Genomic DNA, 21,908 nt, shown 5'->3' with positions numbered 1-21,908 from the left:
ACCTACCTCGCCTTGATCCGGGGATCGAGCCGCAGATACAGCAGGTCGACCGTGGCATTGCAGACCGCGACCAGCAGCGAGCCGAGGACGAGCACGCCGAGCACCATTGGAAAATTGCGACTCATCACGCTGTCGAACAGAAGGCTGCCAATGCCGGGCCAACTGAACACGGCCTCGATGACGACGCTGCCGCCGAGCATGGTGCCGAGCTGCAATCCGAGCAGCGTGACGATCGGCAACATCGCGTTGCGCATCACATGCGCCATGACCACGCGACCGCCAGACAGGCCTTTGGCACGCGCCGTCCGCACGAAATCCAGCCGGGCCACCTCCAACATTGAGGCTCGCATCACGCGCGCGAAGGTCGCGGCGTAGAACAGTCCCAGTGCCGTTGCGGGCAGGACGAGATGATGCATGACGTCCAGCACGGCACCAAATGCACTTTCGTCGACACCAATGGTGCGCATGCCGCCGACCGGAAACCAGCCGAGCTTCACCGCGAACATCACCGTCATCATGATGCCGAGCCAGAAGCTCGGCGCGGCGAAGAAGAATACCGCACCGAGCGAGATCAGATTATCCCAGATCGTGTTGACCTTGATCGACGCCAGCACGCCGGCCGTGACGCCAACGAGCAAAGCAATTCCGATTGCCGCCAGCATCAGGATCAAGGTCGCTGGAAGCTGTTGCATGATCACATCAAACACCGGCGCGTTCTGCCGGTACGAATAGCCGAGATCGAGCCGCATCACCGACCAGATATATTTGGCAAGCTGCACCGACACCGGCTGATCGACGCCGTAGGTGTGACGCAGCTGATCCAGCATCTTCGGGTCGGTGATCTGCTGTTCGGACGTCATCACGTCGAACAGACTCCCCGGCGCCAGATGGATCAGCACGAAGTTCATCACGATGACCGCAAAGATCAACGGGATGATTTGCACGAGCCTGCGGATGATGATGCGACGCACGTTTGCCTCCGCTCTCAGCGGTCCAGCCAGACCTCGGCCCAGCTTTCGCCCATGAAGTCCGCGGTTAGCGAATGATCGCGAACGTCAGAACGAGCGATCGTCACGGGTTCAAGGTCGACCATCGGAAGGACCGGCGCGTCGCTCGCTGCGAGCTTGTCGAACTCGTGCACCAGGGATACGCGCTTCTTCTCATCGGTCTCGATCACCATCTTGCTGACGGTCTCGTCCATCTTCGGATTGGAATAGCCGGTGGCGTTGCGGAAGGCTGCCCCTTTCACGATACCATCGGTAGTGTAGTATTGCGTTGTCTGCGGGATCGGCTCGATGCTGGCTGAATTGTTCGATACCGCGACGTCATAGTCATAGTCGGTGTAGATGCGTTTCAGCGAGGTCGCGCGATCGGGGATAGCCAGGTCGACGGTGATGTCGACGTCCTCGAAAGCCTGCTTCAGGTACTGACCGATCTTGACGTTTTCCTCGAACCACCCGGCCGATACCAGGCTCATCTTAAAGCGCGAACCGGCCTTCACCGGATAGCCGGCAGCATCGAGCAACGCGGCAGCCTTCTTGACGTCGAACGGATAATCCTGGACGTCTTTGGTGAAGAAGATCGAATTCGAGAAATGGAGAGCGCCAAGCGAGGGGCGCGCGCGACCGAAGAAAACCGTATCCGCGATGAAGCTGCGGTCGATCGCATGAAGCAGGGCCTGACGCACCTCGCGCTTCTTGAAGATCTCGCGACGCTGATTGAACTCGACGCTCGTGATCCACGCCGAGTTCGAATAGCCTTTGGTCTCGGCGACGAACTTCTTGGTTGCCGTCAGGCGCGCGATGTCCGGCGCAGGGATCGGATTGAACGTGCCTATGTCAAGCTGGCCGGCCTCGAACGCAGCCGCCCGCGACGCCGGATCTCGCCACCAGCGGATCACCAGCTTGTCGAGATAGGGCAGGCCCGAATTCCAGTAATTGTCATTGCGGGCATATTCGACATGGCTGCCGCGCACCCACTCCTTGACCTTGAAAGGACCGGTGCCGATCGGCGTGTTGTTGATCGGGTTGGTAATGATGTTCGACCCGTCATAGATATGCTTGGGAATAACAAGACCGGCCTTGCCTGCCAGCACGGATTTGAGGAAGAACTCTGGCACCGGCACTTTGAATTTCAGCACCACGGTCAGCGGATCCACGGCCTCCGCGGTCAGCAGAGCATCGAGCGTGACGCCAGCGGAGATCGGCTTCCAATACTGGATCGCATTGAAGACCAGATCATCCGAGGTCAGCGGCTTGCCATCATGCCAAGTGACGTTCGGACGTAGTTTGATCGTGTAACTGCGGAAATCCTCTGCCGGTTCGATCCCGAGAGCCAGCACCGGTTCGAATTTGAGATCGGCGGTCAGGCGGATCAGCCGCTCGAACACCTTGGTCGACGTGAAATACGGACTGGAGCCGCCACCCGCTGGAACGAACAGCGATTGCGGCTCAAATCCGCCCCATGTGCCGACCAGCGTGCCGCCGCGCTTCGGCGCCCCGGTTGCCGCCTTGGAAGAACCGGCAAAGCCGGAGGCTAAAGCAGCACCGGCCGTTGTCATCAAAAAATCACGTCTGCTAAAACCGCTCATTGTTCTTCCTTTGTTGCAGACAGGAACCGGTCCGCCATCGTGCGCCGCCCGGCCCTGCTATTATTTTGCTTCAAGCGTCGAATAGGTGCCGCGGCCGATGGCGAGCAGCGCCCCCTTTTCGTCAAACACATCGACGTCAGCGACACCGACGCTCTTGCCGGCACGGCGCACCCGCGACACGGCGACCAAGGCGGTATCGACAGCCGGCTTCAGGTAATCGACCCGGAAGTTCACGGTCGGAAGGCCGCGCCCGACCATCATGCCGACGGCGAAATCGCCGACGGTGTCGATGACCGAGGCAATGACGCCGCCATGCCATTGCTTGGAGCCCGGTCGGCGTTCGAATTCCGGCCGCATCGGCGACCGCATCGTCACTTCCTGCGTTGCAGGATCGGCCTTAATCACCTCAAGGCCGAGGAACAGATTGAACGGCGACACGTCCAGCATTTGCTGAATCTCAGGGGCCGTCAGCGTCTTGACGTCGGGCTTGCTCACGGCGTCACCACGACTTTGCCGAATACCGCACGGTCCTCGATGACGCGCACAGCTTCCTTCGCTTCTTCCAGCGGATAGGTCTTGTCGATCAGTACCTGCAGCTTCTTGGCTGCGACGAGATCGAACAGTTTTGTGATATCGTCACGTTCCCAGCCGTTGGAGCCCTTGATCTCCAGTTCGAAGGTCCAAATGAAGCGAAGATCTTCAGTAGGCGAGTAGCCGGCAGTCGCCCCGCAAGTCAGAATGCGGCCTCCGAGCTTCAGACAGCGCAGCGATTTGACCCAGGTATCGCCGCCGGTGAAGTTGACGACCACATCGACACCGCCGCCTTCGACGAAGCGCCGGCGATGTGGCTTGCCGTGGCGCTCATAGATCGTCTTCATGAAGTCGGACTGCGTGTAGAGGATGATCTCGTCCGCGCCGAGTTCGGTGAGACGCTTACCCTTCTCCTCGCTGCCGGCACAGGCGATCACGTAGGCGCCGGCCAGCTTGGCGAGCTGGACACAGCACACGCCGACGCCGCCGCTGGCGCCAAGGATCAGAACCTTCTCGCCGGCCTTGATCTGGCCGATGGTGTTCATCATGCGAATAGCGGTGCCATAGGCGACCGGCAGCGCGGCCGCCTGCTCAAAGCTGACGCCTTCCGGAATCTTGACGAGCTGATGCGCCTTGGCGCGGCAGAATTCGGCGAGGCCGCCGTCCTGGGTCTCGCCCATCAGGCCGCCTTCGACGCGGTTGACGGGATCGATCAGCACGCGATCACCGATGTTCCAGCCGGTGACGCCCGCGCCAAGTTCGGTGATCTCGCCGACCACGTCGAGACCAATGATGACAGGCAGCGGCACCTTGATGCCGGGCATACCCCGGCGGGTGAAGACGTCGTGATAGTTGATCGACGATGCCCGCACGCGGATGACAACGTCGCCCTCGCCCGCTTTCGGCGTCGGATAATCCGCCGTGAATTGCAGCTTATCGTTATCGCCGTGTTCGTGAAGGACAACTGCTCGCATGATCTACCTCGCTCCGTTGGTTCAGGCTGCGGCGGAGAGGGACCAGCTTGCTAACCCCTCTACCGCCTGTTGAGTGATGGAAATGGCTCGTTCTGTGGTCTCTTCACGCCAGTGCGACGACACGGGCACGAAGCAATCGTGCAGGTCTGCGCGCAGCATGCGAACGCGCTCGCTGTCTTTCTCGGCCTTGAACTTCAGCCAGAGATCGAGCTGCAAGGCGCGACGAACCTTGGTACCGCGCGTACCGAATTCGATTACTGCGCCGACCATCGGTCGCTCGCCGAGGAACCTGGTCATGCCGTGAAACACGAGTCCCTGATAATTGGGCCGCGTAAAATTGTTCGGCTTCTGGCCGACGATGCGGTCACGCCCCCACCAGCGCACGGCTTCCGCATGAAGCGCGCCGCCTTCAGGGTTGAAGCACAGGAAGAAGGACTCGCCGAAATCGCCGATGCCTGTATGCCAATCGATAAAGCCGACGCGCTCGGCCGCGCCGAGATGATCGGCGACAATGGTCTCCAGAGTCAGATTGGACCACTCGCGCCCGTCGCCGCCATAATTGGAACCATCCGGAAAATCGTACTGCCCGCGCGCCAGCGTGTCGAACAGACCGTCGTCTCCATGCGCGTCCTTGAAAGATTCGACGGCGTCGGCGTAGATCTGCAGGGCTGCCGGCGTCCAGTCCTCCGGAAGCAGATGCGGATAGAGCTTCGCATAGCCCGGGTTGGCCGGACGGGGAGCGGCGAAATCGATGAAGTTGCGATTGAGATCGACATTGTTTTCAGTGGTCCGCGTACCCCAGGCAAAGCCGTAGGGATTGATCGCGTGAACGAAGAGAAGCGACACGCCGCGCGGAAGGGCGCGTGCAAAATTGCTCTGCATCCAACCGATCTGCGCCGCCGAACCGCTGAGGCCTTCGAGGCCGTGCGTACCGCTCAGGATCACCAGTTGCGAAGCTGCGCGCGGATCGCCGAGCCGCGCCACGTCGATGCACAGATCCTGGCCATTCGGGCCCTTGAGCGCCGGATGGGTGTAGGTGGTCAACGCGGCGCCGACGTCATTCGCAGCGTTGCGAAACTTCACGCGTGCGCCGTCATAGTCGAGCGCAAAACTCCGGGTGAAATCATTAGGGAGCGCTACCATCACGCCGTGAACCCCAGAGCGACATTGGCTGCATCGGCATGCGACACGATGATGCCATCAGCATAGGGCTTGAAGGAAACACCGGCCGCATCGAATACGGCGCGCGGCGTGTCGAGCGCCGCGACCTTGAACACCAGCGCGACCATGCGGTCAGTGCCATCCGGGCTGACCAGCGCGGCCCCGACGTAGCGATCGGCCACGGCTGCAGGATCGAGTATGAAGATCGTCGCGGCACCGGCGCTGAACGAAAAGCCGCCATCCGTCGGCGTCAGGAGCGGTGCGCCGAACATGCGTTCATAGAGCGCTGCAGTTCGCGCCGGTTGCTGCGAGGCGATGACAAATTCGACGATTTCAGTAGCGCCATTGGCATGCGTCTGCCATTCGGGGCGCCACACCAGTTCGGGCGTATCATGGTGGCAGAAGAACGTGCGGCCGTTCTGCACTTCGTCGCCCGCCACGCGGATGACCTTGAAACGCGCGTCTTGGGCGCCGCCCGGCAATTCGACCGGCCGCGCGAAGCTCATTGGCTCCATGACGGGAACAGCGTTGTCCTTCAGTGTCGCATAAACCAGATCGGCATCGACGGACTTGAAAACCAGACCGCTCAATCCTGGCGGATGTGTCCAGAGATCTGCACGCATCGTTTCACGCCCCGGCAAATAGCCGAGAAGTTCGAGATAGTTCGTGCCGAAGATCGCCAGGTTATTACTGGAGCCGAGCGTATGGTGACCGCGCTCCGTCAACTGAAAGCCGAGGCGAGTATATTGCGCAGCAGCCTCATCAAGCTGGCCCATCACGTTAATGACGACGTGGTCGAGGACCGGCGAGATCTTACGTTGCGCGGTACGCATATCACTCATACGAAAGCCTCATTGCCTTCCAGGTTAGAGAGACGAGCAAGATCGATGCCAATCCAAAGATCAATCACGCCGATGTCATGCAGCACGTGGTCGCGGCTCTTCTTTCGACATTGAAAAAGCCAGCGCCGCATCCGCGTGCAGAATTGTTGAATTAAAGACGGGAAGATCGATGTGCTCGGGGCCGACCAACAGACATATCTCGGTGCAACCAAGAATTACACCGTCAGCGCCGTGCTCTTTTCCTCGTGCAATCGCATCGAGATAGAGACGGCGCGAATCCTCGCGAACAACGCCTTGGCATAGTTCATCGAAGATGATGTCGTGAATGAACACACGATCGGCCTCAGCCGGAATAACGGGATCTAGCCCGAACCCCTCGCGCAATCGCGTCACATAGAAGTCCTGCTCCATCGTGTAGCGCGTTGCCAGAAGTAGCGGCCGCTGCAACCCTGCAGCCTTCACGGCAGCACCAGTCGCATCGGCAATATGAAGAAGCGGGATCGACACTGCCTGCTGCACTTCGTCGGCAAGCTTATGCATCGTGTTGGTGCAGATCAGAATGCAACCGGCACCGCCTCCTTCCAGATCCCGGGCGATGTCAGCAAGAACCTGGCAGGCCTCGTCCCAACGCCCTTGCTTCTGCAGGCTCACAATCGCATCGAAGTTGATTGAGCGCATCAGAATATCCGCGGAGTGGAGCCCACCGAGCTCCGTGCGGACTTGCTCATTCAGCCGGCGGTAGTAAACAGCAGTACTTTCCCAGCTCATTCCACCAATCAAACCTATCGTCCGCATCACCATTGCTCGCTTCTCCAGTCGATGTATTTGACGGGAACGATAGCATCGGTGCCGCGCAATCCGATTGCGGATCGCAGCGATCATACTCTGTTTGCTTGAGATGAAACTTCATAGTTCGAGCGATCGGCGGAATAGGATTTCAAATTTTTCATTCCGCCGCATCAACGTTTCTTCGCTCGGCCCTGACGGACCAGAATGATGCAACGACGTGCAGCGCCGGGAGTTGCCGTGTGTGTCGCGTGAAATCTCACTGTGTGAGAAGAATGCCGGAGTTCGGTCTGCACCAGGAGTAGAACTCAGTGCCACTTAACACGCATGCGGATCGGACACGTTCCGCGAACACTCCGCATGAGCCGTTCATCTGAAACAAACGAGGTCGCCTCCTGGAGGGAAAGGCGACCTCGTGGAGCGCGCGAATGCCCTCGCGCCGGTCCATGTGCTCTGGGGAAGAGCGCCATATTTGACCACGGCGGCCGCGCTGGGGTGTGACGACGGCATGACACCGCATGTGACAGTTGATCGCATCGGCTGAGTCTTGCGTGTGGTCGTTCGACTTGATGCCTTCCATCAACGCGATATTTTTTTAATCCCGATGCATCGTTCGGATTCTGAACGTCCTAGGCATGACGGGCGTATTGCTCGGCACTCGCGCAGATTATCAGGCGACCTGAGACCCCTATGTTCAGATCTTCGACGTCGACTGGACGGCGCGCCAGAACGGCACGCTGGTTGACGTAGCCCTTGTCAGTAATTTCGCCGCCATCGACAGATAGCGGCTCTGCCAGCAACAGCGCGCAAGTTGCATGGGTGGAAGACCCTCCGCCTGCTGCCTTCAGTCTTGCGAGCCCTTCCCCTATGGACGAACGCACATTTTCGCAGCCAAGCACAGCATCGATGCTCGCTGACTCCGGCAGGCCCGACACGGCGCGGCAGGCAGCCAGATTGGGAACAAGAAGGAAGCGCACATCCTCGCCGCCATGGCCGGCCACGACAATATCCTGAACCAGCGGCGCCAATGCAGAGATTCCCGCCACGCGCAGCGTTCCGACGTTGACCCATGTGCCTGATGTCAGCTTGAAATCCTCGGCGATGCGCCCGTCGAACAGCAAGCCCTGCTCGGGATGAGCCGGATCTCCAAATGCAACGGCATCGCCGATCAGATAGAAGCCGTCCGCATCAAAAGCTTTCGCGGTGAGGTCCGGCGCCTTCCAGTAGCCCGGCGTCACATTGGGCCCGCGCACCCGCACCTCGAACTTGCCGTCAGATGGTACGAGCTTTAGCTCCGTACCGGGAATCGGCACGCCGATATTGCCTGATCTTGGCGCCTGAAAATGACAATCGGTCGCAAGCGGCGATGTTTCCGTCGATCCCCAGGCAGAGACCATCGGCAGCGGACGCCCGATTGTTTCGATGGAAAGTGTCTCCAGCGCCGACCATGTGCTCTGCGGCAGAGCCGCACCGGCATAGAAGACGAACTTGACCTCGTTGAAGAATCGCGCTCGCAACCCATCGTCGTTCCGCAGGGCTGCGATAAGCATGTCGAAGCCACGCGGCACGTTGAAATAGACCGTCGGCATGACGCTGCGCAGATTGGCAATGGACGTCGCGAACAATCCGGGCGCGGGCTTGCCGCTGTCGATGTACAGCGTTCCGCCGTTGCGCAGCACCATATTGAAATTGTGATTTCCCCCGAACGTATGACTCCATGGCAGCCAGTCCAGAAGAACGAGTTCGCTCTGCTGAGTTTCGAGAAACGGCCAGGTCTGTGCCTTGGCCTGCTGGCTCGAGGTCAGCATGCGCTGGGTATTGATGACCGCCTTCGGCGCGCCGGTCGATCCCGACGTGAACAGGAACTTGGCGATCGTATCGGCATCGACCGCTGCGAAGGCATGATAGATCGCTGCGCTCACCGGCGTCGTGATCACATCGGCGTATGAGTATCCCGCCCCGGCAGCCGCGCCACCGCCGATGATGGCGGCAGTGTGAAACGGGCCTATCGCAGCGAGGGCCGGACCGAACTGATGCAGGTTCGAGACGTAGATGGCACCGGGATCGAGAAGTTGAATCGCGCCACGCAGCTTTTCGAAATCCTTCGACATCAGCGAATAGGCCGGCGAAATCGCAGCGACGGGCACACCGACATGCATCGCTGCCAGGGCGAGAACCGCATGCTCGATACCGTTGTCCGATAGCACTGCGAGGGGCCGCTGCGCACTCATCTCCTGTGCAAGAATCCAGCTAGCCGCGCTGCGCACGCGCCGAAGCGTCTCGGCATAGCTCAGCGTCACCCAAGGCACATCCGGACTGGACCGCTCTGCCAGAAAGATCCGCTCCGATGCCTGTTGTGCCCAATGTTCGAGCCAGTCCCCGACACAACGCGCATAGGAACGCAGTGCTGTATCGGATCGAAGAAGGATCGTACCGTCGGATCGCTGTTCTGCGTCAACCGACGGCGTCAGAAAAAATGGACTGCCTGAGCCAGCCGCATTGTCGCGGTCCAGAACCATCGCTTCTCTCCCCCACAACTTACCCGTCTTTGTTCTTATTCGGGCTGTTCAGTCGAACCGGTCGTTGCCAGTTCGGATGCAACATCGATCAGTAAGTCTCGACATGATATCTTCCACCGCCGCGCATCGCCGCTTTCAGATCCGACCAATCCATCGACGCGGCGCGGCAAATATCGGCGAAGGCCTCTTCAACGCCGCTTTCCATGCCTTTCAACCCGCAGATATAGACGTGGGTCTGCACGTCGCGCAGCAGCGATGTGATCGCTGCTGCTTCGCTGCGAATACGATCCTGCACATAGATCCGTGGCTCGCCCGGCACGCGCGAATAGCAGAAGTGCTTGCCCAGCAACTCCTCTGGGACCTTTTGCAGCGGACCGAAATAGGGCAACTCCTCGGGGCGGCGCGCACCGAAGAACAGGAGCAGCCGCCCGGGCGCGCCAGGCATCGCGCGCCGGCGGCGCTCCGTGAAGCCGCGGAATGGTGCAGAGCCCGTGCCAGTGCAGACCATGAGAACATTCGCCGAAGGATCGTTCGGTAGCAGGAAGGTGGCACCGAATGGCCCGGTGACTTCGACCTTTGCGCCACGCGGCAGATCGCACAGGTAATTCGAACACAGCCCGCCGGACTCACGTTTCACGGTCAGCGCCAGATTGTTGGTGTTCGGCTTCTCGCCATCGCGCGAACTCGCGATCGAATAGAGCCGCACCTGATGCGGCTTGCCGTCCGCGCCCAAGCCCGGCACGACGATGCCGATGCTCTGGCCTTCAAGGATGGGAAACGGCTGCTCGCCGAAATCCAGGATGATATGGCGCACGTCGGAGTCGGCCGTCGCATGGGTGAGTCGAAAATTGCCGGTTACCGTGGCCAGCGCGGGCTTGCCGCGGTTATAGAGATTGACCGACGCCTTGCTCGATGACAGCGGCGCGACGGGCTTGCCGCCCAGCCCTTTGCGTGCTTCTTCGAGCAACGCGCCGATCTCATCCTCGAGCGCCTCGATGGCGCCCGCCCCGGGGCTATTGTCCGCGATCTCCTCCTGCGCCGGCAGGTCACTCCAGGAGAACTGCTCGTCGAGCGAATATGGCGCCGCGACGACACGCCAGTTGTCGATCGCGCCGGTCGGACACGGCGAGATGCAATCCATGCAGTAATTGCAGATCTCTGCGTTGACGACATAGTTGTTGTCGTCATGCGTCACCGCATCGACCGGACAGCTCTCCTCGCAGGTGTTACACCTGATGCAGATTTCCGGATCGATCAGATGCTGTTTGAAAGGGGCGTTCATGGCAAATCCCGCACGTGCCATCGAGGACTGACAGCGACGGGGGGAACTGGAAATCCCTCCGCCGCGTCCGCTCGTTTCAGGCCGCAATCTTTACGTATTCAAAGTCGCCCGGCTTGTTATCGATGCCGACCTTCGGCGCCGATATCCAGCTGGCGAACTTGCCGGGCTCGCTGACCGCCGTCATCAACGACGCGATGAAATCACCGTCGTCAACGGACGGCAGATAGTCGTTCCTGGCTTTCGCCCAGGCGGCATCGCTCATGATGATGCCCTTCGGCGAAGCGTTCACATCGCGGAATTCACCGATCTGGCGATGGAACGCGGTGTGAGGCAGATCGAAGCGGAAATTGACGCCGGCTTTCTCGATGATCTTGTTCCAGCGCTCGACGCCCTTGGCACAATCCGCGGTGTAATCGTCGCGCAGGCGCATGTTGAGCGCGGTCAGCGCCGGCTCGTCGACCAGCTTGATTTCGCCATCGACGAATTTCAGGACCTGATAGATGTCGTTGGTGAGCTGGTGATCATCCTCGATCTTGGTCTCCTGGAAGCGGCCCTTCAGTCCGGAATTGTAGAAATTCGCGGCATTGGTCGAAACTTCCGAACCGAACAGGTCGAGCGACAGCGAATAGTGCAGGTTGATCTTCTTCTGCATGGTCGGCAGGTCGATCACGCCGAGCGCACGGATTTTCTCGATGGCGTTAGGATCCTCGATCCCCGCCGCCTTCATCGCTTCGCAGGTTCGCTGCAACACGCGCCCGACGCCGGTCTCGCCGACGAACATATGATGCGCCTCCTCCGTCAGCATGAAGCGGCAGGTCCGCGACAGCGGGTCGAAGCCGGATTGCGCCAGACTCTCCAACTGCATCTTGCCGTCGCGGTCGGTGAAGAAGGTGAACATGAAGAAGGACAGCCAGTCCGGCGTCGCCTCATTGAACGCACCGAGCATGCGCGGCGCATCGGCATCGCCCGAGCGGCGGCGGAGAAGATCGTCGGCCTCCTCGCGGCCGTCACGGCCGAAATATTTCTGCAGCAGATAGACCATCGCCCAGAGATGGCGGCCCTCCTCCACATTGACCTGGAACAGGTTGCGCAAGTCGTAGAGCGACGGCGCGGTCTGACCGAGATGACGCTGCTGCTCGACCGAGGCTGGCTCCGTGTCACCCTGAATGACAACGAGGCGTCGGAGCATCGCGCGATATTCGCCGGGCACTTCCTGCCAGGCGGGTTCGCCCATATGTCGTCCGAAGTTCACCTTGCGCTCGGTGTCCTGCGGCGCCAGCAACACGCCCCAGCGATATTCAGGCATCTTCACATAGTCGAACTTGGCCCAGCCTTTGGGATCGACGGATATCGCGGTGCGCAAATAAACGAGGGATTCCTGAAAACCTTCAGGCCCCATGTCGTTCCACCAATCGAGATAGCCGGGATGCCATCCCTCCAGCGCCTTGAGCACCTGGCGATCCTCGGCCAGATTCACGTTGTTCGGAATCTTGGTGCTGTAGTCGACATTCATGATGTTCATGACTGGGATCTCCCGCTGTATTTCTGATCGTTCGAATTGGGCAAGCCACCGACTTGCATTTATCCAAAGAGTGACACATGGCCGCGCTGTTCCAGTTGCGGACGCTATACGCGCGTCATGTCGAACTGCGCCTTCTGGCCGGTGCCGTAACGTCCAAGCGCGCCGTTCTCGCCGACCGCATTGGGCCGCTGGAAGATCCAGTTCTGCCAGGCGGTCAGCCGTGAAAAAATTTTCGATTCCATCGTCTCCGGCCCAACAAAGCGCAGATTGGCTTCCATGCCTGTGAGGCTGTCGGGTGAGAAGCTGCAGCGTTCTTCGAAGAACACGCGCACCTCGTCATCCCAGTCGATGTCATCGAGCGCGAAGGTGACGAGCCCGAGCTGCTCGGCAGCTTCCGCATCCAGCGGCTCGCCGATCCGCGCTTTCGCGCGGGTGACATCTTCTGGATCGGCCTGGAAGCGCGACTGCAGCCGCGTCAACCCGTGGCTCATCGGGTAAGGTCCGAAATTCATCGCGCTCAATACGATGGCCGGCGGCGCGCGGTTGTCGCCCTGCTTTTGGCCGACCAGCATGTAGGAGCGGTCCGCAGCGAAGACGAGTTCGGCCAGCGTGCCGACAAAGCACGAGCCCGGCTCGACCAGCGTCACCAGCGTGCGCGAGGTCACATCGATGCGCTTCAACACCCGCTTCCAGTATTGCCGGATCTCGTTGACCAGCCAATGAGCCTTGTGCGTTTCGAGGAAGGCGTCATGAGCCAGCACATTGGCGCCTTCGCCATGCGACTTGAACACGAGCATGGCTGTCTCAAGTTCATTGATTCGCAGATGCAGAATGGCGTCGTCCAGCTCGCGCGCCACCTGCAGCGGCCAGAAGGAAGCGCCCCGCGCCATCATGCCCTCGACATCCGACGGCGCCGCCGCGTCAGGCGCTTTAATCGAGATGGTAGCAATTCGCTCTGCGCGATTGATATCGACATTGACCAGACCGTAACGAATACCGCTGTCATCGAAGCGGCGATTCAGCGGTGCCAGCTTGAGACCATCGCCGGCGCCACTACGTTTCGACGTCGCCAGAAACTCTTTGGCCCGCTCCGCGACCTTGGCTTCAAGCTTGCTGTTCGGAATGATGTCATCGACCAGCCGCCAAGCCACTGCGCGCTTGCCTTTGATGCCTTCCTCGATCGTGCAGAAGTAATCTGCGTGATCGCGGCGCACCTTGCGCTTGTCGACCACGCGCGTCAGACCGCCAGTGCCCGGCAGCACCGCCAGCAACGGCACTTCCGGCAGCGCCACCGCCGCCGAACCATCGTCCGCCATGATAATGTGATCGGTGGCCAGCGCCAGTTCATAGCCGCCGCCTGCAGCTGTCCCGTTGATCACCGAAATGAAGCGCTGGCCGGAATTTTCGCTCGAGTCTTCAAAGCCGTTGCGAGTCTCATTGGTGAATTTGCAAAAATTGACTTTGTGAGCATGAGTAGCGCCGGCCAGCATGCGGATATTGGCGCCAGCGCAGAACACGCGGTTCTTGCCAGAGCGCAGCAGCACGACCTTGACCTCGGGATACTCAAAACGAAGCCGCTGCACGGCATCCGCCAGTTCGATATCGACGCCAAGATCGTAGGAATTCAGTTTGAGCTGATAGCCCTCGAACAGACCGCCATTCTCATCGACATCCATGGTGAGCGTCGCCACGTCGTTATCAACACTGAGCTTCCAGTGGCGGTAGCGCGACGGATCGGTTTGGAAGTCGATAAATTTGGCGCCGTTCGAGAGAACGCGTTGCTCTGCGGCCATGCTCCACCCTTTGACAGTCTTGATTTATGCGCCGTGCGCCTTGGTTATATGCACAATAATTCATGATATTGGGGGCGTCTAGGGAAATCCGATAGAATTATGCATTTTCTTTCATGTTCCGGTGATCTTGACCGGACCCCGCTTGGCCTCGTCGACCGCCAGTTGATGCGCGAGCGCAGACGCCAGCATCGCGACCGGAAAGTGCTCGGAAAAGCTTCCGGCAATACCCGCCGGCGGGCGCATGGCGAGCTCATCGAGTTCGGACAGTGCGTCCTGTAGCAATCGATGTGCCGCGCGCGGCCGCTGCAGACTGAGTTTCAGATTGGCATTGGCAACCTGAATACAGGCGCGAAGCAGAATCCGGTCGCGCCCTCTTTGCGGCGCGACCTTCCAAACAGCCTCGAGAATTTCGTGAGCCTCCCAGAAGAAGCCGGCATCGTTGAGCGCGAGCCCGTAGCGCAACGCCGGATCATCCGCCGGGACGAACCGGGCATAGCGCAGCGGGACCAGCGCCTTGGCCTGCGTCAGCGTGTCGTGATCAGCCTTCGTCTGCTTGCCGAGCCGATAGGGCCAGCGCGGCATCGCAAGAGAAGGAGTGACAGTCACGATCGTGCCCGCTTACGCAGCGCGTAATTCACCCTCGCCGTGAAAATGCAGCAAGCGATTGGCGAAATCCGCCACGGCATTCAGCGTGACCTCGGGGGCCTCGCGATGGGGCGAATGCGCAGCGCCGGGAATGATCTCGACATCCACCGGGCAATAGCATTCGACCTCGGCTATCTCGATCTGCTTCATGGTGCCGTACTGATCGTCGGCTCCCTGCAAAATCTGCACGGGCACGCGCACATAAGCGAGATAGTCGGAAATATCCCAGTCACGGAACTGCGGATCGAGCCATGCGCCGTTCCAGCCATAGAACGCGTTGTCGACGTCATCATGCCAGCGCGCGAGCTTGGCCTTGAGGTCGCCCTGCTCGTAACTCGTTTTGATTTCGGCGATCGACGTGACGGAAATATCCTCAACGACGAAATGCGGCGCAATCATCGAGACGCCGCGGATGCGATGATCCTGAATGCCGCCGGCATAGATTGCGGCGATGGATCCGCCATCGGAATGACCGACCAGCAAGCCGCGGCGAAAGCCGATGGCATCGAGCAGTTGCGGTAGCACCTCGAGTGCTTCGACATGCATGTAGTCCAGCGGCCGCGGCAGCGCGACCGGCGTCGATGCACCGTAGCCAGCGCGCGAATAGACGAAGACGCCGGCGCCGGTCGCTGCCTGAAGCTTGTCCGGGAAGTCGCCCCACAGCGCGACCGAGCCCAGCCCTTCATGCAGCAGCACGATGGTCGGCGCTGCATCCGGTTGCGGACCGATCATGCGGTATTCGAGTTCGGACGCACCGATGGTCAGCCGTCCCGCGGATTGCAATGCACTCATCTTGTCATCCATCTCTCGGTTTCAGACCGTCGCTCCATCGCGCAATTTGTAGCGCTGGATTTTTCCGGTGGCTGTTTTGGGAAGGGAATCGACAACCTCGATCCAGCGTGGATATTTCCACGGACCGATCCGTTGCTTGACGTGATCCTTCAAGGATTCGCGCAGGCCCTCGACCACGGCATTCGGTTTCAGCACCACGAAAGCCTTCGGCTTCAACAGCCCCTCGGCGTCGGCCTCCGGCACGACCGCCGCTTCGGATACGGCGGGATGGGCGATCAGCGCGCTCTCGACCTCGAACGGAGACACCCAGATGCCGGACACCTTGAACATGTCATCGGCACGTCCGCAGAACGTATAGCGCCCGTCGGCGTCGCGCACATATTTGTCGCCGGTGCGCGTCCAATGCCCTTCGAAGGTGCGACGACTCTTGCTGCGTTGATTCCAGTATCCCTCGCCGGCGGAAGGCGCATCGACCAGCAACTCGCCGATTTCTCCATCGGCGACATCGCGCCCCGCGTCATCGACGAGCCGCACACGATAACCTGGTACCGGCCTTCCGGACGTGCCGTATTTGATATCGCCGGGAGCATTCGACAGAAAGATATGCAGCAGTTCGGTTGAGCCGACGCCATCGAGAATATCGACGCCGAAGCGGCTCTTCCAGCCATTCCCCACCGGCTCCGGAAGCGCTTCGCCGGCCGAGGTGCAAATGCGCAGGCGCGGGAGGCGAGCTTCCGTTTTGAACCCCTCATCGTTCAGCATCGCCGCGAACAACGTCGGCACCCCGAAAAAGATGCTCGGCTGATATCGCCGCATCAGGCCGAACATCGTGGCCGGCGTGGGTCGCTCCGGATTGAGCACCGTCGTAGCGCCGACCGACATGGGAAATGTCATGGCGTTGCCGAGACCGTAGGCGAAGAACAATTTGGCCGCAGACAGTCCGACATCGTCCTCGCGGATGCCGAGAACCTGCTTGCCATAGGTGGTCGCCGTTGCCTCCAGACTGGCGTGCAGATGGCGAACGCCTTTCGGCATGCCCGTGGATCCGGACGAATACAACCAGAAGGCAGGTTCGTCCGCATGGGTCGCGACCGTGGCGAAGCTTGTGCTCTCATTCCTGACTTCGTCAGCCAGACTCTTGCGGCCATTGCCAGCGCCACCGACCACAATCACATGCTCAAGATCCGGCAAACGACCGAGCATCTCGTCGACCGCCGGCAACAACGCCGCGAAAATGAACAACACGCGCGCCCGGCAATCGGCCAGCACATAGGCATATTGGTCCGAGGTCAGCAGAGTGTTGAGCGGCACCGGGACGATGCCGGCCCGGATCGCGCCGAGGAACACCACAGGAAAGTCGACGGTGTCGAGCATAATCATCGCGACGCGTTCTTCGCGCCGGACACCGAGCCGCTTCAGTAAATTGGCCAGTTGGCAGCTTTTTACCTGCAGGTCGCCATAGGTCAGTTCGGTCACGGTATCGGTGAAGGCGAGCTTGCTGCCACGGCCCTCATCGATGTTGCGGTCGAGAAGCCAGGTCACCGCATTGTAAGAACTGGACGGCCCACTCATGATGCGTCTGCACCTTGGGCGATTCCACAACCGTTGCTCACGGTGCTCTCCCTATCGTCTTTTTTGAATTATAATTCATATAAAGTCACCAACTCCGGTTGCTGTCAATCGCATCCGGAATTATCTTTCCTGAAATCCTCTGCGAGCACGCACACCACATGACCGACCAGGCCGATCCCGAAACTGCCTTTCTTGAACAGCTCGGTCAGCGTGTCCGCACCATGCGCGGCCTGCGCGGCATGTCGCGAAAGGTGCTGGCAAAAGTGTCAGGGATTTCGGAGCGCTACATCGCGCAACTGGAAAGCGGCAAGGGCAACGTGTCTATCGTGCTGCTGCGCCGGGTGTCCGGCGCCATGGGTGCCCATCTCGAAGATCTGATTCCGGCGGACGAACCGACAACGGAGTGGCCGGTCATTCGCGACCTCGTTCGCAACGCGACACCGAACCAGATCGCCCAGGCCAAGGACGTTCTCGCCGGACGCGGGAACGGTCAGTTCCAGAATTATATGTCATTCAGCGGCATCGCCCTGATCGGGCTGCGCGGCGCCGGAAAATCGACGCTTGGCAAATTGTTGGCGGACAAGATCGGCTGGAGCTTCGTCGAACTCAACAAGGAGATCGAGCAGCACAACGGACTATCGGTCGCCGAGATCATCGCCCTCTATGGACAGGAGGGCTTTCGCCGCATGGAACAGGCCGCGCTGAACGGCCTGCTCGGACGCAAGGAGCCCATCGTCCTTGCGACCGGCGGCGGCATCGTCTCGGAACCCGTGACCTTCGATCGCGTATTGTCGTCGTTCTACACGATCTGGCTCAAGGCCAAGCCCGAAGAGCATATGGCGCGCGTCCGCCGCCAGGGTGACTTGCGCCCGATGGCCGACGACCGCTCCGCCATGCAGGAATTGCGCACGATCCTGCTGAGCCGCGAACCGCTCTATTCCCGCGCATCCGCCATTGTCGATACGGCCGGCCTCAGCAAGGACAAGGCTGCCGCGCAACTGGTCGGCGCAGTATCGCGCGTGTTGAACACCAATGCCCAGGCTTTCGGACTGAGAAGCGCTGCGTCGTGACACTGGGCGAGCTTCTGCAAGCACGCGGCTTCGATCCCGCCGGTGTCATGGCGATCCGCAACACCCTGCATTCCGAAGACGTCTCAAACGATTTCCGCGATCTCGCCGATGTCATCAGCGCCAATGCGCTGCCGATGTATGACCGGATGCAGGATGGCCCACGCATTGCGCATCAGACAGCCGTGCTCTCCTTTGCCGCCACAGACGGCGGGCAGGCACGCCTGACAAGCCTGCGAACCTTCCTGCTGCGCAAGCCGGGAAGCGTTCCCAGCGATATCGTCTATGACTATGATGCCGCGCACCTGCTACACAGCTTCATCGCGCGCGCCACGACGCCCTGTTTTTACGACGCCATTGACCGAGAAGAGCTCAACGATTTGTTCGGCCGCCTCGTGGTGCAATGGCCGGAACCGCTTTCCGACAATATTCTTGCGGCCAATGACGATGCGTTGACCGTCGTCGTGGCCTGATCGCTCAAACGCCGAGATGGCGCTCCAGCACGTCCGGCTGCGCAGCCAATGCCGCCGGCGTTCCGTCGAACACCACGCAGCCCTTCGACAGGATTACCATTCGGTCGGCGACTTTCGCGAGACTCCGAAAATCCTTGTCGACGACGATGGTCGCGATGCCCTCGCCCCGGACGATCGCCAGCGTCTGCCAGATCGACTGCGCCACCAGCGGTGCCAGACCTTCCGTGGCTTCGTCGATCATGATCATATCGGGATTGGTCATCAGCGCGCGACCGATAGTCAGCATCTGCTGCTCGCCCCCCGACAATTGGTGCCCTCCATTATTGCGGCGTTCATGCAGACGCGGAAACAGCTCGAAGATTTTCGGCAGGGTCCAGGACTGACGGCCGTGATTGCCTGGTCGCGCGGCCATCACCAGATTTTCGGTGACCGACAGCGAACCGAAAATGCCCCTGCCCTCCGGCACCAGCGCCATGCCGCATCGCGCGATCGTTTCAGGCGCTGCATTGCGGATATCATGGCCGTGGAAGCGCAAACTGCCGCGACAAAGCGGCATCAATCCCATCAGCGAACGCAGCAGCGTGGTCTTGCCCATGCCATTGCGACCAATCAACGCCACCTGCTCGCCCGGCGCGAAGGTCAGATCGATGCCGTGCAGAATCTGGCTAGCGCCATAAAACGCATCGAGCTTTTCCACCTCGAGCAAGGCCATTACGCGATGCCTCCATCAGCCCCGAGATAGGCGGCGCGCACGCCGGGATCCACGCGCACGTCCTGCGGCAGACCTGTGGCGATGACACGGCCATCCTGCATCACCGTCAACCGATCCGCGAGTTCGAACACCGCATCCATGTCATGTTCCACCACCAGCAGCGCACGATCTGCCTTCAGCGACGCGATCAATCCAATGATGCCTCGCGCTTCCGATGGTCCCATGCCGGCCAGTGGCTCGTCGAGCAGAATGACCTGCGGATTGGTCGCCAGCACCATCGCGATTTCGAGCTGGCGCTGTTCGCCGTGACTCAGTTTATCGGCAACGATCTGCGAGCGCGCGGATAACCCGACCCGGTCGATCGCATCGGTGACCAACTGGAGGTATGGCCGGTCGGACCGCGTGCCGCCAAACATCCGGAGCGGCGCGGTTGAACGGGCCTGCGCCGCAAGACGCACATTCTCATGCACGCTGAACTGCGCAAACAACGTCGTCTTCTGATAGGCGCGGCCGAGGCCGGCGCGCGCGCGTCGGTCCGGCGATAACGACGTAATATCCGCGCCATTCAACAGGACCTCACCCGAGGTTGGCAGAAGCTCGCCGGCCAGCAGATTGATCAGTGTGGATTTTCCGGCACCGTTCGGGCCGATCACCGCATGGATCTCGCCGGCGCGAATGTCGATCGACACATCGGAAACGGCCAGCAGGCCTCCGAAGCGCTTCTGCAATCCAGCGGCACGCAGCGCAATGTCATGCATGACGAGCTTCCGCAGCTGCAGGCTTGATTTCGGCCACGCGTTGCGGCGACCCGCCAAATACCATCGACCAGATCTGCCGGACACCGTTGGGTAGCAGGATAACGATGCCGATGATGATCAGGCCTTCGACAAGCTTCCAGTTGTCGAGATGCGCCTTCAGCACTTCTTCCATGCCGATCAGAACCAGCGCACCGACCAGCGGCCCGGTGACCGAGCGCAGACCACCGATCAGCACCATGACCAGGATTGTCGCCGACTGGTGCCACCCCAGCATCTGCGGCGCGACGAAACCGAACTGGGCCGCAGCCAGATAACCGGCGACGCCGGCCAACGCACCAGACAGAGTGAACGCCGTCAGGCGAAGGCGAAAGATCGGAAAGCCGAGCGACCGCGCCCGGCGCTCATTGTCCCGGGCTGCCGCCAGCGCCCGCCCGAAAGGTGAGCGGACCACCATCGTGAGCAAAGCGATCACGCCCACCAGGAAACCCAGCACGACAAAGTAGAAAGTCATGGGCTTGTCGAGATCGAGCAATTGGCTGCCGGCAATGGCGATCTCGGGCCGGATGTTGATGGAGATGCCATCCGATCCGCCCGCGAATTTGGTATCGTGGAAGAAGAAGAACAGCATCTCGCCGAAGGCGAGCGTCACCATGATGAAATAGACGCCGCGGGTACGCAGCACCAGCGCGCCAATTAGCAGGGCCGCAGTGCCGGAGCACAGGATCGCAATCGGAAGCGTCGTTAACAGCGACGCCGCATCATAACGAGGCGACAACAGCGCAAGCGCGTATCCCGCGAGGCCGAAAAAGGCGGCATGACAGAGGCTCACCAAACCGCCATGGCCGACCACGAGATTCAGTGACATGGCCAGCATGCCCATGATGAGCGCCTTGGCAAAGAATTGCGTGTAATAGGTCGATACACAGAATGGCAGCGCAATCGCCATAGCCAAACAGGCGATGCCGAACAATCGGACCCGCAGATTGGGCATGCTCATATCAAGCATCCTGGCGTCCGAGAATTCCGCTGGGCCGCCACAGCAACACGGCTGCCATCACCACATAGATCAGAATGCTGGACACGCTGGGAAAGAACACCTTTCCGAACGTATCCGTGAGGCCGATCAGCAGTGCGCCGACGGCTGCGCCAGCGACCGAACCAATGCCGCCGAGCACGACCACGACAAAGGACAGGATCAGCATGCCATCCCCCATGCCGGGAAACACTGTCGAGATCGGCGCGATCAGGATGCCGCCGAGCGCCGCCAGTGCTATGCCGGCGGCGAAGACGTAGCGATTGACCCGGTCGAACTTGATGCCGAGCACGCGCGCCATCTCACGATTTTCCGAGCCCGCCCGCACGATCATGCCGATTTTGGTGCGCGTGATCACGAAAAAGATGACGAGTGCCACCATCAGGCAAAACACACAGATCGCCAGCCGGTAAACCGGATAGGACAGATTGTCGGTCAGCTGGATCGACCCCGACAACCACGCGGGCGGAGCAACCGCATGCACGTCCTTGCCGAACAGCAACTGCCTGATTTCATCGATGACCAGGATGAGGCCGAAGCTGAGCAGCACCTGTGCCAGATGATCCCGGCCATAGAGAAGACGAACGAAGACGGCCTCAAGCAGAATGCCAGCGATGAAGGCAACCAGCACGCCGCCAAGCAAGGCGACCACAAAACTGCCGGTCATCAATGTGATCCAGTAAGCCAGATAGGCGCCGAGCATATAGAACGCGCCATGGGCGAGATTGATGACCCCCAGGATGCCGAACACCAGTGTCAGGCCGCTCGCGACAAGGAACAGGACTGCGCCATACTGAACCGCATTCAGCAACTGAACGCCTAGTGTGATGAGGTCCATCAGATCAATCCAACCACG

The 21,908-nt window shown here is 60.4% G+C and carries 20 protein-coding genes; 2 read left to right on the top strand and 18 right to left on the bottom strand.

Translation table 11 applies throughout. The features are described from left to right. Window positions 1-2: 2 nt before the first annotated feature. The 14 genes from AB8A23_RS10740 to AB8A23_RS10675 all read right to left on the bottom strand — a co-directional run bounded on the left by AB8A23_RS10740 (window position 3) and on the right by AB8A23_RS10675 (window position 17,009). Window positions 3-971 (bottom strand): ABC transporter permease, encoded by a 969-nt coding sequence (locus AB8A23_RS10740; RefSeq protein WP_093756970.1) that lies wholly within the window; start codon window positions 969-971, stop codon window positions 3-5. 14 nt (window positions 972-985) lie between these two features. Beyond that, window positions 986-2,560 (bottom strand): ABC transporter substrate-binding protein, encoded by a 1,575-nt coding sequence (locus tag AB8A23_RS10735; RefSeq protein WP_439059813.1) that lies wholly within the window; start codon window positions 2,558-2,560, stop codon window positions 986-988. A 90-nt stretch (window positions 2,561-2,650) separates the two neighbouring features. After that, window positions 2,651-3,085 carry a PaaI family thioesterase gene (locus tag AB8A23_RS10730; RefSeq protein WP_199711956.1) on the bottom strand — a complete coding sequence of 145 codons (435 nt, stop codon included), beginning with the start codon at window positions 3,083-3,085 and terminating at the stop codon, window positions 2,651-2,653. Beyond that, window positions 3,082-4,095: a zinc-binding dehydrogenase gene (locus AB8A23_RS10725; RefSeq protein WP_120286977.1), complete on the bottom strand. Its 1,014-nt coding sequence runs from the start codon at window positions 4,093-4,095 to the stop codon at window positions 3,082-3,084. Before AB8A23_RS10725 ends, AB8A23_RS10730 begins: the two co-directional genes overlap by 4 nt. 21 nt (window positions 4,096-4,116) lie before the next feature. Continuing rightward, entirely contained in the window at window positions 4,117-5,238 is a 1,122-nt protein-coding gene (locus AB8A23_RS10720; RefSeq protein WP_120286978.1) for a M14 family metallopeptidase, read from the bottom strand. Continuing rightward, window positions 5,238-6,098, bottom strand: coding sequence for a VOC family protein (locus AB8A23_RS10715; RefSeq protein WP_120286979.1), 861 nt, complete (start codon window positions 6,096-6,098; stop codon window positions 5,238-5,240). The genes AB8A23_RS10720 and AB8A23_RS10715 overlap by 1 nt, the downstream gene beginning before the upstream one ends. Window positions 6,099-6,173: 75 nt before the next feature. After that, window positions 6,174-6,893: an aspartate/glutamate racemase family protein gene (locus AB8A23_RS10710; RefSeq protein ID WP_120287977.1), complete on the bottom strand. Its 720-nt coding sequence runs from the start codon at window positions 6,891-6,893 to the stop codon at window positions 6,174-6,176. Between the two features lie 620 nt (window positions 6,894-7,513). Continuing rightward, window positions 7,514-9,403 (bottom strand): feruloyl-CoA synthase, encoded by a 1,890-nt coding sequence (locus AB8A23_RS10705; RefSeq protein ID WP_120286980.1) that lies wholly within the window; start codon window positions 9,401-9,403, stop codon window positions 7,514-7,516. Between the two features lie 88 nt (window positions 9,404-9,491). After that, entirely contained in the window at window positions 9,492-10,685 is a 1,194-nt protein-coding gene (boxA, locus tag AB8A23_RS10700; RefSeq protein ID WP_120287978.1) for a benzoyl-CoA 2,3-epoxidase subunit BoxA, read from the bottom strand. 76 nt (window positions 10,686-10,761) lie between these two features. Continuing rightward, window positions 10,762-12,207 carry a benzoyl-CoA 2,3-epoxidase subunit BoxB gene (gene boxB, locus AB8A23_RS10695; RefSeq protein WP_120286981.1) on the bottom strand — a complete coding sequence of 482 codons (1,446 nt, stop codon included), beginning with the start codon at window positions 12,205-12,207 and terminating at the stop codon, window positions 10,762-10,764. A 104-nt stretch (window positions 12,208-12,311) separates the two neighbouring features. Beyond that, window positions 12,312-14,000 carry a 2,3-epoxybenzoyl-CoA dihydrolase gene (gene boxC / locus AB8A23_RS10690; protein ID WP_120286982.1) on the bottom strand — a complete coding sequence of 563 codons (1,689 nt, stop codon included), beginning with the start codon at window positions 13,998-14,000 and terminating at the stop codon, window positions 12,312-12,314. Between the two features lie 111 nt (window positions 14,001-14,111). Beyond that, complete coding sequence (locus AB8A23_RS10685) at window positions 14,112-14,582, bottom strand: DUF309 domain-containing protein (protein WP_120286983.1); 471 nt, start codon at window positions 14,580-14,582, stop codon at window positions 14,112-14,114. A 36-nt stretch (window positions 14,583-14,618) separates the two neighbouring features. Beyond that, window positions 14,619-15,437, bottom strand: a complete 819-nt coding sequence (locus tag AB8A23_RS10680; RefSeq protein WP_120287979.1) for an alpha/beta fold hydrolase — start codon at window positions 15,435-15,437, stop codon at window positions 14,619-14,621. 21 nt (window positions 15,438-15,458) lie between these two features. Further along, a complete protein-coding gene (locus tag AB8A23_RS10675; RefSeq protein ID WP_120286984.1) occupies window positions 15,459-17,009 on the bottom strand; it encodes a benzoate-CoA ligase family protein in 1,551 nt (516 codons plus the stop codon). 158 nt (window positions 17,010-17,167) lie between these two features. Here AB8A23_RS10675 and AB8A23_RS10670 point away from each other — a divergent pair, with 158 nt between their 5' ends. Together AB8A23_RS10670 and AB8A23_RS10665 are read left to right on the top strand one after the other, a co-directional pair. Then, on the top strand, window positions 17,168-18,079 hold the full coding sequence (locus AB8A23_RS10670) for a helix-turn-helix transcriptional regulator (protein WP_093756981.1): 912 nt from the start codon (window positions 17,168-17,170) through the stop codon (window positions 18,077-18,079). After that, a complete protein-coding gene (locus AB8A23_RS10665) occupies window positions 18,076-18,549 on the top strand; it encodes a hypothetical protein (protein WP_120286985.1) in 474 nt (157 codons plus the stop codon). The genes AB8A23_RS10670 and AB8A23_RS10665 overlap by 4 nt, the downstream gene beginning before the upstream one ends. Before the next feature lie 4 nt (window positions 18,550-18,553). On the opposite strand, the gene AB8A23_RS10660 is transcribed toward AB8A23_RS10665, so the two are convergent. From AB8A23_RS10660 to AB8A23_RS10645, 4 genes are read right to left on the bottom strand one after another with little or no spacing between them, the layout of a single operon-like run. Continuing rightward, window positions 18,554-19,261, bottom strand: a complete 708-nt coding sequence (locus AB8A23_RS10660; protein ID WP_120286986.1) for a branched-chain amino acid ABC transporter ATP-binding protein — start codon at window positions 19,259-19,261, stop codon at window positions 18,554-18,556. Then, window positions 19,261-20,019: an ABC transporter ATP-binding protein gene (locus AB8A23_RS10655; RefSeq protein ID WP_089266070.1), complete on the bottom strand. Its 759-nt coding sequence runs from the start codon at window positions 20,017-20,019 to the stop codon at window positions 19,261-19,263. The genes AB8A23_RS10660 and AB8A23_RS10655 overlap by 1 nt, the downstream gene beginning before the upstream one ends. Beyond that, window positions 20,012-21,016, bottom strand: coding sequence for a branched-chain amino acid ABC transporter permease (locus AB8A23_RS10650; protein ID WP_120286987.1), 1,005 nt, complete (start codon window positions 21,014-21,016; stop codon window positions 20,012-20,014). The genes AB8A23_RS10655 and AB8A23_RS10650 overlap by 8 nt, the downstream gene beginning before the upstream one ends. A 1-nt stretch (window position 21,017) precedes the next feature. Beyond that, window positions 21,018-21,890: a branched-chain amino acid ABC transporter permease gene (locus AB8A23_RS10645; RefSeq protein ID WP_120286988.1), complete on the bottom strand. Its 873-nt coding sequence runs from the start codon at window positions 21,888-21,890 to the stop codon at window positions 21,018-21,020. Window positions 21,891-21,908 lie beyond the last annotated feature (18 nt).

Source organism: Tardiphaga sp. 619_E2_N8_4, from assembly GCF_051810905.1.
GTDB lineage: Bacteria > Pseudomonadota > Alphaproteobacteria > Rhizobiales > Xanthobacteraceae > Tardiphaga > Tardiphaga robiniae.
This window is presented reverse-complemented; position numbering and strand designations above follow the sequence as displayed.